Raw genomic sequence first — 16,042 nt, 5'->3', positions numbered from 1 at the left:
TTCGGCAACGAGCGCAGGTTTTTTTGATGCTGTTGGAGCGAAGATTGCGCAAAATTTGTGACCAAAAGACCATAAAAATAAAATGGTTTTTTCTTTGGTGGTGTATTGCGTTGTGCCGTTGCAACAGTTTGAAAGCTCATGTTTTATAAGCTTTTCAATAAAGCCACTAATTTTTAGCCCACACAAACCCAAACCAAAAACCCTAAAAAATATTCGGAATGAGAATTGTTTTTATCGGTCTTTCTCAGGTGGCGTGAGAATATGACATGACCGAGTGGTTTTTGATTTACCCACCCGAATCGCGCTTCTACAATAAGCCCACAATTTTGCTTTTGAAACACTCATTTTCTTCAAAAAGGATGCTTATGTTGCGCGCGACACCCCGCGGGGCTAAAACCGTATTTTTGCTCAAACCGATGACCGCTATTTTGCTGAGCGTGTTCGCTTTAACCGCTTATGCCCAAGAGGGCGCGAGCCAAACTTCGGTTGGCGAAGCGGTGTTGGACGATGTTGTGGTGACTTCCACGCCGACGCTCAAACCGAATGTGGCGAAAATCAACCCGAAAGCACCGATCCAGCCGATTCCCGCGCCCGATGGTGCGTTTTTGCTCAAAACCGTACCGAATATGACGGTGATTCGCAAAGGCGGGATTGACGGCGATCCGCTGTTCCGTGGCTTGGGTGGCTCGCGTTTGGCGATTACGGCGGATGATCATCACCTATTTGGCGGCTGTGGCGGGCGTATGGATCCGCCGACAGCGTATATTTATCCTGAAAATTATGATGAAGTAATTATCACCAAAGGCCCGCAGTCGGTGACGCAAGGCCCGGGTTTGGTCGCAGGCTCGGTGCAGTTTGTGCGCCAGACGCCGCGCTTTGACCAAGCTACGTTAAAGTTCGATGGCAGTTTGACGGCGGGTAGCGCGGAGCGCTTTGATGCTTATGCGGGTTTGACCGCGGGCTGGAAATACGGCTACGTGCGTCTGAATTGGGTGGATAACCGCGCGGAAAATTACAGCGATGGTAATGGCAAGGAAATTCACTCGGCCTATAAACGCAACAGCCAAAATCTACAAGTCGGCATCACGCCGGATGAGAAAACCACCATCGAGGCAAGCTATGATCGCAGTCGCGGACACGCGGCCTACGCCGACCGCGCGATGGACGGGATTCAATTTGACCGCGATGCGTGGAATATCAGCGTTGCACGCCGCGATTTGACGCCGTGGTTGAGCGAGTTGAAAGCGCAATACGGCCACAGCTATGTGGATCATGTGATGGACAATTACAGCTTGCGCCCCAATGCCGGCATGAAAATGGAGAACAACCCTGACCGCACCACCGATACCGCTCGTTTACAAGCCGATTTAGGCTTTGAAAAGGTGCAGGCCAAAGTGGGCTTGGATTGGATGGATGATCAGCACACGCTGCGCAATGGCAACAGCATGAAAAGCTACACCCTGAATCCGCGCCAGAACGATCAACAGTTCCGCAATCTGGGGGTTTATGCCGAAGGCACTTGGCTGATGGATGAGAAAAACCGATTGGTTGCGGGCTATCGTCACGACAGAACCCAAGCGCAGTATCAAGAAAAATACGCCAACTACGCTGCGGTTCAAGGCACGCCGTGGGAAGATCAAACCTACCGACTCCATTCAGGCTTTGTGCGTTTTGAGCGTCGCGATGGTGCGTGGACATCCTACGCCGGCGTGGGTGTGGGCGAGCGCGCGCCGGATTTTTGGGAGCGCAACCGCAGTTTTAAACTCAACAAAGAATCGAACAAACAATTGGATGCGGGCGTGATTTACGCGGTAGACAACCTGTCTGCGAGCCTGTCCGTGTTTGGCAGCCGTGTGAATGACTTCATCTTGGTCGATAGCAACAGCACACCACAGGCGCGCAATGTGGACGCCGCACGCTGGGGCGGTGAAGCCGAGCTGACGTGGCACTTTGCGCCGAATTGGAAAATCGGCCAAAGTTTGGCCTATACCCGAGGCAAAAACACCACGGACAACCTGCCGTTGGCACAAACCCCGCCGCTGGAGTCGAAAACCTCGATTGGCTACGATGATGGTAAATTCTCCGCTGCCTTGTTGCTGCGTGCTGTGGCAGGGCAAAACCGCATTGCCCCGGGACAGGGCAATATCGTGGGGCAAGATTTGAAAACAGCCAGCGCCGGTTACGGCGTGGTATCGCTTAACGCGGGTTGGAAAATCAGTCCGAACGCCAGCCTGAATCTGGGCGTGGATAATATTTTTAACCGCACCTACAGCGAGCATATCAGCAAAGCAACGGCCTACGACGTTGCCGCAGCCGGACAGGTCGGTACGCGCATCAACGAGCCGGGTCGTCAGTTCTGGCTGAAGCTCAATGCGACATTTTAATGATTTGACCGGCTGGGCATGAGGGGGCGGCGTTGGTTCAGTATCCTCTTGCTGATCGCGCTCATTCATCTGGGCGCGATTGGTATTGCTTTGCGGGAAGGGTGTTTCCAGTCACCGCAGTGGGTGAGCGCACACGTTGTCAGTTCACCGTCTGAGCACAATGATACGGCAGCAGTTTCCGAGCCTTCCGTTACACCTTCTGCATCCACCGCGCATTCTGCAACGACCAGCGAACCTACCGCAGAAACGGTTTCGTCAGTCAAAACCAACGACGGACTCAAGGTAAACACACTGGCAAACAAGCCAAACACGAGACCATCAGAGCCGTGGAGTGCATCGGCACAGGGGCAAAATGCCCGTCATGCGGTGGGAAATGGCGTTCAGAGTCAATCGTCTGAGACGATAGGCGGCGGTGCGCAGAGTAATCATGCAGTGCTGACTTTGCCCACGCATATTGGTGGACATTTGCACAATCCCCGTCCGGCATATCCCGAGTTCTCCAAGGAGAATGGCGAGCAAGGCGAGGTCGTACTGTCCGTTATGGTCGAGCCGAATGGCCGCGCGTCGGCGGTGGATGTGGTCCAAGGCAGTGGCTATGCGCGTTTGGATCGTGCGGCGCACGATACGGTGCTGAATCAATATCGCTTTACACCGGCGACACGCGGCGGACAAGCGATTGCCTACCGCTATCGTTTTTCTATCGTATTCAAGTTGAATAGATAATTTGCGCCGCGATGGTGTTCAAAATCAACTCGGATCGCGTGGGCGTTGCGGGTTGGCCATCCATTCCGACCACGAACCGGCGTACAAGCCCGCGCCGTTGGCCGATACGTCCAGCCCCGCGATGTGCATGGACAGCAGGTTGTGGCTGGCGGTGATGCCGGAGCCGCAGTAGTGGACAACGCGGTCGGTATGATTGTCGATCGCTTCGCCCAACAATGCCTGCCATTGCGTGCGCAGTTCGCTCGCTGATTTGAAGGTGAAATCCCCGAGCAGATTGTCGGCGCAAAAATAATTCAGCGCCCCCGGAATATGCCCGGCGATCGGATCGATTGGTTCCACTTCACCCCGATAGCGCTCGGGTGAGCGCGCATCGATGAGTAATTGCTCGGCGCTGTCCAGGTGAGCCAATACGTCATTCGCACTCAATACACGCATCAGTGAAGCGCCGCGTTGAAAATTACCATCGGTGTTCGGCGCAGGTTGCTCATCGGTCAAGGCAAAACCCGCGCGCTCCCACGCGGCTATGCCGCCATTCAGCACCGCAACGGCGGTGTGGCCGAGCGCACGCAGCAGCCACCATGCGCGTGCCGCCATCATGCCGCCCGCATCATCGTAGGCGACCACTTGCGTGTCCTGATTCATTCCGAGGCGGCGCAGTTTTTCGGCCAAGACATCCAAATCGGGCAAGGGATGGCGGCCATTTTGCCCCGTTTTTTCACCCGATAGATCGGTTTCAATATCGATAAAATGCGCGTTGGGCAGGTGTGATTGGGCGTACAAGCGTCTGCCCTGCGCAAAATCGGCGAGGCTGTGACGCACATCCAATATCAAGGTGCTTTTAGCGGGTAAATTGTGCAGTTGTTGTGCGTTGATGAGGTTGTCGTAGACCGTCATAATGCTCTCCAAAAGATCATTGTTTGTGTTTGAGACTATACAATGTGGCGGACAATCCGGCAATCATCACCAGCGCCATGCCGATGAAGCCGGACAGGCTGATGTGTTCGCGCCAGAAAATTTCGCCCCAGATCGTTGAGAATATAATCGTGCTGTATTGCAGCGTGGCGGTGAGTACCGGATGTCCCGAGCCGAATGCGCGCGTCATGCACAATTGTGCAATCATGCCAAAACTGCCGATGCCCAGCAGTGCGAGTACGGACTGCCACGTCGGGCTGGGCGAGAAGCCCAAAACCGTCATGCCGATGAGACCGGTCGCGGTGATGCTCATGGAAAACAGCATCACGGTGCGCCATTCCGGTTCGCCCAGTTGACCGAGGCTGCGCACGCTCATGTAGGCGACGGCAGCCAATGCGCCACACAGCAGACCGACCAGAATTGCGAAATGATTGAGCTGAGTTTCGGTGAACGGGTTAAAAATGAACAGTACGCCAATAAAACCCAGAACCACCGCGCCGAAACGCAGCCATTGCTCGCGCAAAATGCCCGAATAATAGCCGATATACAGCATAAATGCGGCGATGAACAATGGCGAGGTGTAGTTCAGCGTGGTCGCCAAGCCCAAAGGCAGATGCAGCATGGCGTAAAAACCCATCCACATCGAAATGACGCCGCTGAGATTGCGTATGGCGTGTACGCGCAAATGCTGTCCGAACAACTCGCGCCCGCGATACAGTGCAAATCCAGCCAGCAGCAGAACGCTCGGAATGCCGCGCGCCAGCACGATTTCAGCCAAATTGTGCTGCTCCGAAGCGAATTTGATGCTGACTCCCATCAGGGAAAAGAAAAATGATGCGGCGAGCATCCAGAGCGACTGCATTACAATCCTTTGGTGATATGGCGGTGGCGGCGCATGAGTGGCGATTGCTATAGATTACTATATATTGGCGGGCGATAGAGGCCACACTCATTCGGTGCGCTTTGTGTATCAATCCGTGCGCGTTCGGTTTCGAGTGCGTTGATTGATGCCAAAAGGGTAGGTTCTTACCCTTATAAGCGGCTAATTTTAACACGCCGAGCAGACGGTTTAGACAAGTATTTGCGCTCCTCCTTGGGGCGGTGCGTGTAAACTGTGGCCTGAATATTTTTGTCGCACGTCATATCGATTTGAATCATATGGCGGTGTACTTTAGGAGCTACGGAAAAAGTAGGGTTTCACTTTTTCCGTGCTTAATATTGGAAATTTTGTCAGGGAAACTCTGGCAAGATTTGAACAAAATCAAAATGTTAAAATTGCGGATGCTTTCAAGTATGCTTCCTATAAATGCTTGAGCTAAAAAACATACTTATTCCGAGTTTTCTTTAACTTGACTTAAAAAATAATGAATCCAAAAAGCATGAGTGAATGGGCGGCATTGTCCGCGCGATTGTTAATTTTGTTTAGCCCCTTGGGGATTGACTGGTATTTGCCTGCCTTACCCAGCTTGGTGACGGCGTTTGGGGTTCAGGCCAATCTGTCGATGGCGGCATATTTGATTCCTTTGGGTGTGGGGCAACTGCTGTTCGGGCCTTTGGGTGATCGCTACGGTAAACGGCGGGTGTCCTTATTGGGCGTTTTGATTTTTATCCTCGCGTCTCTCTTGCTGTTTACCGTGCAGACGCTGGAGGGGTTGATTGCCTATCGCGTGATGCAGGGTATAGGAGCGAGTGCCTGCTCGGTCTGTGCGATGGCCTTGATTCGTGATTATTTTGAGGGTGATCAGGCGGCGCGCGAGTACAGTTTTTTGGGTGGTATGTTGAATGTTGTCCCTTTCTTGGCGCCGGTGATGGGTGCGCTGGTGCTGCTGTATTTGGATTGGCGCGCCAGTTTTATGGCCTTGGCCTTGATGGCGAGTGTGGTGCTGCTGGCGCTGTGGCGCTGGATGCCAAGGGATCGTGCGCGTTTGCATGACGCGCCTTTGGGTTTGTTTGATCCTTTGAAAAACACCGCTTTTGTGTTTTACAGTTTTTGCTCTGCGTGGGCGTTGGCGATTATTTTGACCTATGTGACTTTGGCGCCGGGTTTGTTCATCCATACTTTTGGCTGGTCGGCTTTGGCGTTTTCGCTGTTTTTTGCGGCCAATGCGGGCATTATCAGTCTGGGCTTTTTTATGGTGTCCAAGCTGCTTAAACGATATACCGCGCCGGTGATTTTGCGGGTTTCCATGCTGCTGATGTTGGTTGGCGGTGTGTTGATGTTGTTGCTGGAGCCGATGGGCGGCGTGGTTTCTTTCGTGATACCGATGGTGGCGATTTCGTTTTTGTTCGGCGGGGTGATGGCACCGGCCAATAGCTTGGCGATGAATGAGTTTGCGGCGGGTACTGGACGCGCTTCCGCAATTTTGGGCTGCTTGCAAATGAGCCTGTCGGCACTGGTGAGTGGCTTTTTGAGCCAGCAAGCCATCTCGGCGCCTATGGCCATTGGCTTGGTGTGCGTGTGCGCCATGCTTGGCTTGCTCGGTGTTTACGGGTTTTTGCAGCGTCGCAACAAGTTATCGGGCGTGGGTGTTTAAGTACTGTGCGATTCTGTGGTGAATAAACGCAATCGCGGCTTGAGTCGATAATTCGGGTGGTAATTTCCGGCTCAAACTTTTATAATGCACGTTTCCCTGAAAAAACAGGGGCTTAACTGAATTTTGATAAAGTATATTTCTATGGAAATTGAACGCATAAACGCCCTATCCAATCAGCTATCCGAACTTCAAGAGCGCATCGAAGCGCTATGGGGGTATCTTTGACTACGCTGAAAAAGCAGACCGTCTGGTCGTAGTCAACGCGGAGCTGGAAGACCCGAACGTTTGGAACGACGCCAAACGCGCGCAGGATTTGGGTCGTGAGAAAAAATTGCTGGAGGGCACGGTCGTACAGCTGGACCGCCTCAAAGCGCATCAAAAAGACACAGCAGAGCTGTTCGAGCTGGCGCAGATGGAGGATGATACCGGTACGTTGGAGGCCTTGTCTGTCGATGTTGAAGCATTGGACGAAGAAGTGGGGCAAATGGAGTTTCGCCGCATGTTCTCCAATCCGCTCGATCCACAGCCGTGCTTTTTGGATATTCAGGCCGGTGCGGGCGGTACCGAGGCGTGCGATTGGGCGAGTATGTTGCTGCGCCAATACGTGCGCTATTGCGAGCGCAAGGATTTTAAAGTCGAGATTCTCGAAGAGTCACCGGGTGACGTTGCGGGTATTAAATCTGCGAGCTTGAAAATCGATGGCGAATACGCCTATGGTATGTTGCGTACCGAGACCGGTGTGCATCGTCTGGTGCGTAAATCGCCGTTTGACTCGTCTGGCGGCCGCCACACCTCGTTTGCCTCCGTGTTCGTCTATCCTGAGGTGGATGACTCGATTGAGGTGGAAATCAATCCGGCGGATTTGCGCATTGACACCTATCGCGCGTCCGGTGCGGGTGGTCAGCACATCAATAAAACCGACTCCGCCGTGCGTATCACGCATATTCCGACCAATACCGTGGTGCAGTGTCAAAATGACCGTTCGCAGCACAAAAACCGTGCCGAAGCGATGTCGATGCTGAAATCGCGCTTGTATGAGTTAGAACTGCGCAAACGTCAATCCGAGCAGGACAAACTCGAGGCGAGCAAGTCCGATGTGGGCTGGGGACATCAAATTCGCTCGTATGTGTTGGACAACAGCCGCATTAAAGATTTGCGTACCAACGTCGAAATTTCTGCCACGCAAAAAGTATTGGACGGCGATTTAGACGCCTTTATCGAAGCGAGCTTGAAACAGGGGGTTTGATATGAGCATCAGTCATTCAATTAAACGCATGGGCAGCGCAATGTTGATCGCGAGTGTACTCGGTTTGGGTGCGTCCTCATGGGCGCAGGCCGCGCCGATCACGGATTTCAACACGCTGACGCAGCACGAAGTTGAACAAAGCTACTACCACGACTGGAATCGCAATCCAAAATTCCGCGCCTCAGTGCGCCAACTGTTCGTGCGCTCCAATGTGCCCATGCCTGCATGGGTGCGACATGGTGCGGGACCTTCCGCCCCCTCTCGGGTGGTTCAACAGGATGGAACCAACTGGGTGTTACTCAACACCTGCAAAATGCACAACTGCGGTGACAATCACCTCATCATATTGTTTAACCCGCCGACCCGTGAAATTTATGGCTTGGCGCAGTTAAACAAGAAAACCGTTTGGCTGGGCAAGCCGAACGATGCTCAAAAAGCACTTCTGAACACACAATAATCATTTATGAGCGCGTGCGTGCTACAAGTGAAACAAGCGATACAAGTTAATACAGCGCGACGCATTTTTTAACCCAATGACAGCACAAAATGACTGAACACCAATCACATACGCCCGAAGGCATGATCGAAGAACGCGACGAAAACGCGATTATGGCCGAGCGCCGCAGTAAATTAACCGCTTTGCGCGAGCAGGGCGTGGCATTCCCGAACGACTTTGTACCGGCACACCGCGCGCAACCTTTGCAAGAGCAGTTTGCCAACACCACGCGCGAAGAACTCGAAGCGCAAAACGTACAAGTTTCTATCGCCGGTCGCATGATGCTCAAGCGCGTCATGGGCAAAGCCAGCTTCGCCACGGTACAGGACGGCACGGGGCAAATTCAGTTTTACATCAACGACAAAGGCGTGGGCGAAGACATCCATGCCGCGTTCAAACACTGGGACATGGGCGACATCGTGGCCGCCGAAGGGACTTTGTTCAAAACCCAACACGGCGAATTATCCGTACGCTGCGCGAAACTGCGCCTGTTGAGCAAATCGCTGCGTCCATTACCGGACAAATTCCACGGACTGGCCGATCAAGAGCTGAAATACCGTCAGCGCTACGTTGATCTGATTGTCTCGCCGGAAACGCGTGCTACCTTCATCAAGCGTACCAAAGCGATGAACGCCGTGCGCGATTTTATGGTTGAAAACGGCTTTATGGAGGTGGAAACACCGATGTTGCACCCGATTCCGGGCGGTGCTTCGGCCAAACCGTTCACCACGCACCACAATGCGCTGGATATGCAAATGTTCCTGCGCATTGCGCCCGAGTTGTATTTGAAACGCTTGGTCGTCGGTGGTTTTGAGCGCGTGTTTGAAATCAATCGCAACTTCCGCAACGAAGGTGTTTCGCCGCGTCACAATCCCGAATTCACCATGATGGAATTCTATGCGGCCTATACCGACTATCGCTGGCTGATGGACTACACCGAGCAACTGCTGCGTGAGGTCGCCGCGCGTGCGACCGGCAGCGCCAATCTGACGTATCAAGGCAAGGAACTGGATTTATCCAAGCCGTTTGACCGCTTGACCATCATTCAAGCGATTGAAAAATACGCGCCGGAATACATCGGCTCACCGTTTGATGATACCGACTTTTTGCGTGGCGAATTGCGCAAACACGGCGTGACCATGGACGATCCGCAGGTGAAAAACGCCGGTTTGGGTGCGTTGCAATTGATGCTGTTTGAAGAAGTCGCCGAGCACCTGCTGTGGCATCCGACCTTCATCATCGACTATCCGGTGGAAGTGTCGCCATTGGCGCGCGCATCCGACACCGTGGCGGGCATCACCGAACGCTTTGAGTTATTCATGACCGGCCGCGAAATCGCCAACGGCTTTTCCGAGTTGAACGACCCCGAAGATCAAGCCGCACGCTTTATGGCGCAGGTCGCGGCGAAAGACGCGGGCGATGACGAAGCGATGTTCTACGATGCCGATTACATCCGCGCACTCGAATACGGCATGCCGCCGACAGGTGGCTGTGGGATCGGGATTGACCGTCTGATCATGCTTTTGACCGATAGCCCGAATATTCGCGATGTGCTGCTGTTCCCGCATATGCGGAAAGAAGATGTGTGACTACCTTATGGAGAAACTCTTTGCTTAACCGTTTTTCCGTGGCATTGCGTCCCCTTGTTCGCTCACAACTTTTAATAGGCCTTTTGTTTGGCCTATTTTTCTGCTGTACTGCTTGGTTTTTGGGTTTGTTGGATTGGCGTACAGCGGCTAAATTGGCTGGATGGTGGTCGCTGATGTGTGGTGCAGGTGTGGTTGGTTTCAGTGCTTTCAATCAGTCGAAGAAAATTGCATGGTTTTTATGGTGGCTGACGCTGATGTTTGTCGTGGATATAGGTGTGCAAGGCGTCATCCGACATTTTTTTGGTTCCGCACCCACGCCAAGCCTATTGGTTGAGGCCTTGGTTAACACCAATACTCAGGAAAGTTTTGAGTTCTTTCGAGAACATTGGCGCTCAATTGCTGCCAGTTTGGTGTTTGCGCTTGTGGTGCTGGTAATCGCTTGGTTAGTATTATTGAAGCGGGACTATCAACCTCATTCGTACTCTGTGGTTACTGCTGGTGTGTTATCACTGCTCTTGATCGTCGTTGGCTTTAATCCGACCATGTTGCGTCAAAATCCTGTGGCGCGGTGGCCGGTCTTGCTTAAATATCACTCGGAAGCGCAGCAAGGAATTGCCCAAATGGATCAGCGATTACATATGATTGATGCGCAAAAAGACCAGTGGAGGGTTCAGGTAATGGATACCTCGCCCAAAACGGTTGTATTGGTGATTGGCGAGAGTGGTAACCGTGAAAATTGGGGACTGTATGGCTATACTCGTGATACGACAGCACCCCTGTCACAAACGTTGCGTGAGTTGCCTGGCCAAAGTATATTGTTTCGTGAGGCGTGGTCCAGCGATGCATTCACTCAGCCGAGTTTGACTAAGGGCTTAACGCCAGCGACCCGAGAACATCCTGATGAATGGCTGAATACGCCCGCTGTGACACAAATGGCGCGCGAAGCAGGGTTTTCTACAGCGTGGCTGTCTAATCAAATGAGCCAAGAGGGATGGTTTGATGTTTTGGCGCGTCGTATGGATTTTCGATCGTTTGTCAATCATGGTAATTGGCGTGATAGCAGCAGTACAGATTACAGCCTACTGCCTGTTTTAGATGATTGGCTGCGCAGACAAAAATCCTCCAGAGAATTGATTGTCATTCACTTGATGGGGCAGCATTTTTATTACCATCAGCGTTGCCCCAAAGCGATTTCCCCTTTTTCCGATGTGGATGATGGCGTACGGAAACAATTAATCGAACAGAAACGTTTACCGCATATCCTCACGGCGCGCGATGAGTATGATAATGCAATCTACTGCGGCGCCGATGTGTTGGCGCAAATCATGCGAACGACTCAGGCTTTGCGAGCGGATCGTTCGGTCAGTGTTTTGTATTTTTCCGATCATGGACAAGAAGTTGGCCATAACGATAATTTTTCTGGACATACGCAAAAACACTTAAGTGGCTACAGTATTCCTGTGCTGCTTTGGGTAAATGATCATTGGGTTAACCATTATCCCGAAATTTATGCTGAACGGGCATTTCGTAGCGATTGGTTGGATCATGCTGTGCAGGGGGTATTGGGTATTCGATCGGCATGGTATGATGCGCGATACGATGTTTTAGCGTCCGATTATGCGCCTGCAGAATCTGCTATGCCTATTTTAAGCCATGATTAAACATTCAAATGATATGAGTATTTGTAGATTAAGAGGGTCTGTGCACCAAAAACCGCCATCTGCCCTCACCATCGGTAACTTTGATGGTGTACATCTTGGGCACGCGGCGGTACTGCGTAATCTGGTTGCCTTGGCCAAAGAGCGTGGTTTGGTGCCAACGGTGGTGACCTTTGCGCCGAATCCGAAGGCGTATTTTGCGCAGCTACGCGGTGTGCCTTTGCCCACGCAGATCATGCCGTTGCGCGATAAAGTGGCGGTATTGAAACGCTTGGGTATTGAACAAGTGGTGATTTTGCCGTTTGATGCAAAACTGGCGAATATGCCGGCTGAGGTGTTCGTACAGACGGTGTTAAATGAGCGGTTGAATACCCAATTATTGATGGTTGGTGATGATTTTCGCTTTGGCGCACAGCGCAAGGGCGATTTTGCCTTGCTGAGTAATCTGCAAGGACAATACGGCTACGAATTGCAGAACCTGCATTCGGTGTTACAGGATGACGTGCGTGTATCCAGCTCAAGCATTCGTGCGTTGTTGGCCAAAGGTGAGCTGAAAAAAGCGGTTCAATTGCTCGGCCATTCGCTGACTTTGTCGGGGCATGTCATTCGTGGTAAGCAATTGGGACGCACGATCGGTATTCCGACCATCAATCTGAAGATGCCGGCGCAGTTGGCGACGCAGGGGGTGTATGCGGTCACGGTGCGTTTGTCGGGCTTTCCCGATCGGGTGGTTCAGGGTGCGGCAAGTATTGGTACGCGACCCAGCGTGGACAGCAATGGTCAATGTTGGTGCGAGGTACATTTGCTGGATTTTAACGAGTCGGTTTATGGGCAGATGGCGTGCGTGTCGCTGCTGCATAAGGTTCGCGATGAGGAAAAATTTGATAGTTTCGATGACTTGATCAGCGCGATTGAAGCCGATATTGATGCGTGCAGTATCTATTTCGCTGAACATTCGCTCTAAACGCACTCTCTCCCGTGCTCATTGAACGCTCATAGCGTATTCTATTTCGCAACCTGCTGATTTCCTACTGATAAAGCATTGATTATCAGGTAAAATACGCGTCTTTGCGGCGTTTTTGGGCGGGAATGAACTTGCCTAAGACAGCGCTGCGCACACCTTGTTTTGATAGTCCAACATCCTATGAGCGCAAAGAATTCCTACCCCGTTAATCTACTGGACACGCCGTTTCCGATGCGTGGTGATCTGGCCAAACGCGAACCGCAATGGGTCGCGCAATGGCATCAGCAAAAACGCTATGACAAAATTCGTCAAGTCGCTGCCGAGCAAAACCGTCCGAAATTCATTCTGCACGACGGCCCGCCGTATGCGAACGGTGACATTCACATCGGTCACGCGGTGAACAAAATTCTCAAGGACATCATCGTCAAATCGCGCACGATGGCGGGCTTTGATGCACCGTATGTACCGGGCTGGGATTGTCACGGCATGCCGATTGAGAACAAAATCGAGTCCATCCACGGGCGTGGTTTGCCCACGCGTGAGGTGCAGGAAAAATCCCGCGCTTACGCTGCTGAGCAGATCGAGTCGCAAAAAGTGGACTTTATGCGTTTGGGCGTATTGGGCGAGTGGGACAATCCGTACAAAACCATGAATTTTGCCAACGAAGCGAACGAAATCCGTGCGCTGGGCAAAATTTTGGACAAAGGCTACGTCTATCGCGGTTTGAAACCGGTGAACTGGTGTTTTGACTGCGAATCGGCGCTGGCCGAGGCGGAAGTGGAATACCAAGACAAAACCGATTTGGCGATTGACGTGGGTTTTCCGTTTGCCGAGCACGATAAACTGAGCGCGGCATTTGGCGTGCCGGTGGCGCAAAAAGGCCACATCGTGATCTGGACAACGACGCCGTGGACGATTCCGTCGAACCAAGCGCTCAACGTGCATCCTGAGGTGGAGTACGCCTTGGTCAACACCGAACAAGGCCAATTGATTTTAGCGACTGACTTGGTTGAATCCTGCTTGCAACGCTATGGTTTGACCGGCGAAATTGTCGCGACAACCACGGGTGACAAACTCGATCACGTCGCATTCCATCATCCGTTTTACGATCGCCTGTCACCGATTTATTTGGGCGACTATGTGACCACCGACGCGGGCACGGGGATTGTGCACTCCGCGCCGGCGTATGGTGTGGATGACTTTATCTCCTGCACTTTGCATGGCGTGAGTAATGACGATATTTTGACGCCGGTATTGGCGAACGGCGTGTACGCCGACGATCTGCCGTTCTTCGGTGGCATGCATATTTGGAAAGCCAATCCGGTCATCGTTGAGAAACTAAAAGAGGTCGGTGCATTGCTGAAAGTGGTGCAATACCCGCACAGCTACATGCACTGCTGGCGCCACAAAACGCCGTTGATCTACCGTGCGACGACGCAGTGGTTCGCCTCGATGGATAAGCCGGTGAACGGCGAGAGCTTGCGTGACACCGCTTTGCGCGCAGTGGAAGCGACGCAATTTTTCCCATCGTGGGGGAAAGCGCGTTTGCACAACATGATTGCCAACCGTCCGGACTGGACACTGTCGCGCCAACGCCAATGGGGCGTGCCGATGCCATTTTTCCTGCATAAAGTGACGGGGCAATTGCACCCGAACACGCCGGAATTGCTGGAGCGCGTGGCGCAGCTGGTTGAGGCGAACGGCATTGAAGCGTGGCAAACGCTGGACATCAACGAATTTTTGGGCAGCGACGCGGCCGATTATGTGAAGAACAAAGACACACTGGATGTATGGTTTGACTCGGGCACGACGCATTTTCATGTGCTGCGCGGCTCGCACGCATCCAGCCTGAAATGGCCGGCGGATTTGTACCTCGAAGGCTCGGATCAGCACCGCGGTTGGTTCCACTCGTCGCTGCTGACCGGCGCGATGCTCGATGGCCGTGCGCCGTATGATGCGCTGTTGACCCACGGTTTTGTGGTCGATGGGCAAGGGCGCAAAATGAGTAAATCGGTCGGCAACATCGTTGCACCGCAAACCGTGGCCAATAAAATGGGCGCGGAAATCATCCGTCTGTGGGTGGCCGCGACCGACTACTCGGGCGAATTGTCGATCTCCGATGAAATTTTAAAACGTGTGTCTGAAGGCTATCGCCGCATTCGCAATACTCTGCGCTTTTTGCTGGCGAATTTATCCGACTTTGACGCGAACACCCAGTTGATGAACGTGGATGAGCTGCTCGAAATTGACCGCTACGCGCTGGCGAAAACCGCGCAATGGCAGGCTGATTTGCTCGCGCATGCGGAAAAATACGAGTTTCACCCGCTGGTGGCGAAGATGCAAATTTTCTGCTCCGAAGATTTGGGCGGCTTCTATCTGGATATTTTGAAAGACCGTTTGTACACCAGTGCGCCGGATTCGGTGGCGCGTCGCAGTGCACAAACTGCGCTGTGGCACATCACGCAGTCTCTGCTGCGCGTGATGGCGCCGATTTTGAGTTTCACCGCTGAGGAAGCATGGCCGATTTTGGCAGGTGTTTCGGATGAGGAAACGATTTTCACCGAGCTGTATCACACGATTCCGACCCCGAAAGATGCGGAAACATTGCTCGCTGACTGGGCGCGGATTCGTGCCTTGCGTGATGATGTGAACAAAGCTTTGGAAGACGCACGCGGCGCGAACCAGATTGGCTCGGCGTTGCAAGCGAAGGTGCACATCAGCGCACCGGCGGCGGATGCGGCGCTGTTGCAACATTTGGGCAATGATTTGAAATTCGTCTTGATCACTTCGGCGGCAGAAGTGGCGCAAGGTGAGCCAAATGTGCAAGTGGAATTGGCGCAAGGACAAAAATGCGAACGCTGCTGGCATGTCACGGTCGATGTGGGGCAAAATGCCGAACATCCGACGCTGTGCGCGCGCTGCGTGGGCAATCTGTTTGGCGGCGGTGAGACGCGACAGTTTGCTTGATTGACGATAGTGACAAAATAGGGGCAACGTTTGCCCCTATGGTTTTTGGGAGAATACGATGACACAAAAAGTGGGTATGGCGCGTTATTACGCGGTGATTGCCTTGGTAATTGCGTTGGATCAAATCACGAAATTTGCGGTTGAGGCAAAATATGCCGTGCATCAGTTTGAGCCGGTGACCTCGTTTTTTAATCTCGGTTTGACCTACAATCCGGGTGCGGCGTTTAGCTTCTTGGCCGATCACGATGGTTGGCAGCGCTGGTTTTTTACCGTTTTGGCAATCGCGGCGGCGGTGTTTTTCATCGTACAGATTTACCAGAACCGCGACAAAACCTTGCAAAATATGGGTTTTGCCATGATCGCCGGTGGCGCGCTGGGCAATATGATCGATCGCTTGCGCATTGGCATGGTAGTGGATTTTCTCGATTTCCATTGGCAGGGGATGCACTGGCCTGCATTTAATTTGGCCGACTCGGCGATTTTCATCGGTGTGGCTTTGGTGTTGTTGACCGAGTTCGGTCGTAAAAAGTCCGCATGATTAGTCATGGTTGATTGCTGATAAAACTCTA

12 protein-coding genes are annotated in these 16,042 nt (G+C 52.6%); 10 read left to right on the top strand and 2 right to left on the bottom strand.

Annotation, left to right across the window (positions count from 1 at the left end):
* The first annotated feature begins 365 nt into the window (after nt 1–365).
* Both ACZ41M_RS06680 and ACZ41M_RS06675 read left to right on the top strand, forming a co-directional pair.
* Nucleotides 366–2,384: a TonB-dependent copper receptor gene (locus ACZ41M_RS06680; RefSeq protein ID WP_464731910.1), complete on the top strand. Its 2,019-nt coding sequence runs from the start codon at nt 366–368 to the stop codon at nt 2,382–2,384.
* A gap of 18 nt (nt 2,385–2,402) precedes the next feature.
* The gene (locus ACZ41M_RS06675; RefSeq protein WP_464731911.1) at nt 2,403–3,107 is read left to right on the top strand and encodes an energy transducer TonB; all 705 of its coding nucleotides are present in this window, start codon (nt 2,403–2,405) and stop codon (nt 3,105–3,107) included.
* 24 nt (nt 3,108–3,131) lie between these two features.
* On the opposite strand, the gene ACZ41M_RS06670 is transcribed toward ACZ41M_RS06675, so the two are convergent.
* Together ACZ41M_RS06670 and ACZ41M_RS06665 are read right to left on the bottom strand one after the other, a co-directional pair.
* Nucleotides 3,132–4,001: a sulfurtransferase gene (locus ACZ41M_RS06670; RefSeq protein ID WP_464731912.1), complete on the bottom strand. Its 870-nt coding sequence runs from the start codon at nt 3,999–4,001 to the stop codon at nt 3,132–3,134.
* 16 nt (nt 4,002–4,017) lie between these two features.
* Nucleotides 4,018–4,881 (bottom strand): DMT family transporter, encoded by an 864-nt coding sequence (locus ACZ41M_RS06665; protein ID WP_464731913.1) that lies wholly within the window; start codon nt 4,879–4,881, stop codon nt 4,018–4,020.
* 517 nt (nt 4,882–5,398) lie between these two features.
* On the opposite strand from ACZ41M_RS06665, the gene ACZ41M_RS06660 reads away from it, so the two are divergent.
* The 8 genes from ACZ41M_RS06660 to lspA all read left to right on the top strand — a co-directional run bounded on the left by ACZ41M_RS06660 (nt 5,399) and on the right by lspA (nt 16,011).
* Nucleotides 5,399–6,553: a Bcr/CflA family efflux MFS transporter gene (locus ACZ41M_RS06660; protein ID WP_464731914.1), complete on the top strand. Its 1,155-nt coding sequence runs from the start codon at nt 5,399–5,401 to the stop codon at nt 6,551–6,553.
* Between the two features lie 141 nt (nt 6,554–6,694).
* A protein-coding gene (gene prfB, locus ACZ41M_RS06655; protein WP_464731915.1) for a peptide chain release factor 2 occupies nt 6,695–7,799 on the top strand; the annotation gives its coding sequence in 2 pieces (ribosomal slippage) (nt 6,695–6,775 and nt 6,777–7,799; 1,104 coding nt in all).
* Between the two features lies 1 nt (nt 7,800).
* On the top strand, nt 7,801–8,256 hold the full coding sequence (locus ACZ41M_RS06650; RefSeq protein WP_464731916.1) for an Ivy family c-type lysozyme inhibitor: 456 nt from the start codon (nt 7,801–7,803) through the stop codon (nt 8,254–8,256).
* Nucleotides 8,257–8,345: 89 nt separating this feature from the next.
* A complete protein-coding gene (gene lysS / locus ACZ41M_RS06645) occupies nt 8,346–9,884 on the top strand; it encodes a lysine--tRNA ligase (RefSeq protein WP_464731917.1) in 1,539 nt (512 codons plus the stop codon).
* Entirely contained in the window at nt 9,881–11,545 is a 1,665-nt protein-coding gene (locus tag ACZ41M_RS06640) for a phosphoethanolamine transferase (RefSeq protein WP_464731918.1), read from the top strand. Before lysS ends, ACZ41M_RS06640 begins: the two co-directional genes overlap by 4 nt.
* A 40-nt stretch (nt 11,546–11,585) precedes the next feature.
* Nucleotides 11,586–12,506, top strand: a complete 921-nt coding sequence (locus ACZ41M_RS06635; RefSeq protein WP_464731919.1) for a bifunctional riboflavin kinase/FAD synthetase — start codon at nt 11,586–11,588, stop codon at nt 12,504–12,506.
* A gap of 180 nt (nt 12,507–12,686) precedes the next feature.
* A complete protein-coding gene (gene ileS, locus ACZ41M_RS06630) occupies nt 12,687–15,473 on the top strand; it encodes an isoleucine--tRNA ligase (protein ID WP_464731920.1) in 2,787 nt (928 codons plus the stop codon).
* Nucleotides 15,474–15,531: 58 nt separating this feature from the next.
* The gene (gene lspA, locus ACZ41M_RS06625) at nt 15,532–16,011 is read left to right on the top strand and encodes a signal peptidase II (RefSeq protein ID WP_464731921.1); all 480 of its coding nucleotides are present in this window, start codon (nt 15,532–15,534) and stop codon (nt 16,009–16,011) included.
* The last annotated feature ends 31 nt before the right edge of the window (nt 16,012–16,042 follow it).

It is taken from the genome of Puribacter membranae (assembly GCF_055380425.1).
Note: the sequence above shows the minus strand (reverse complement) of the source record. Positions and strands in the feature narration are given on the sequence as shown.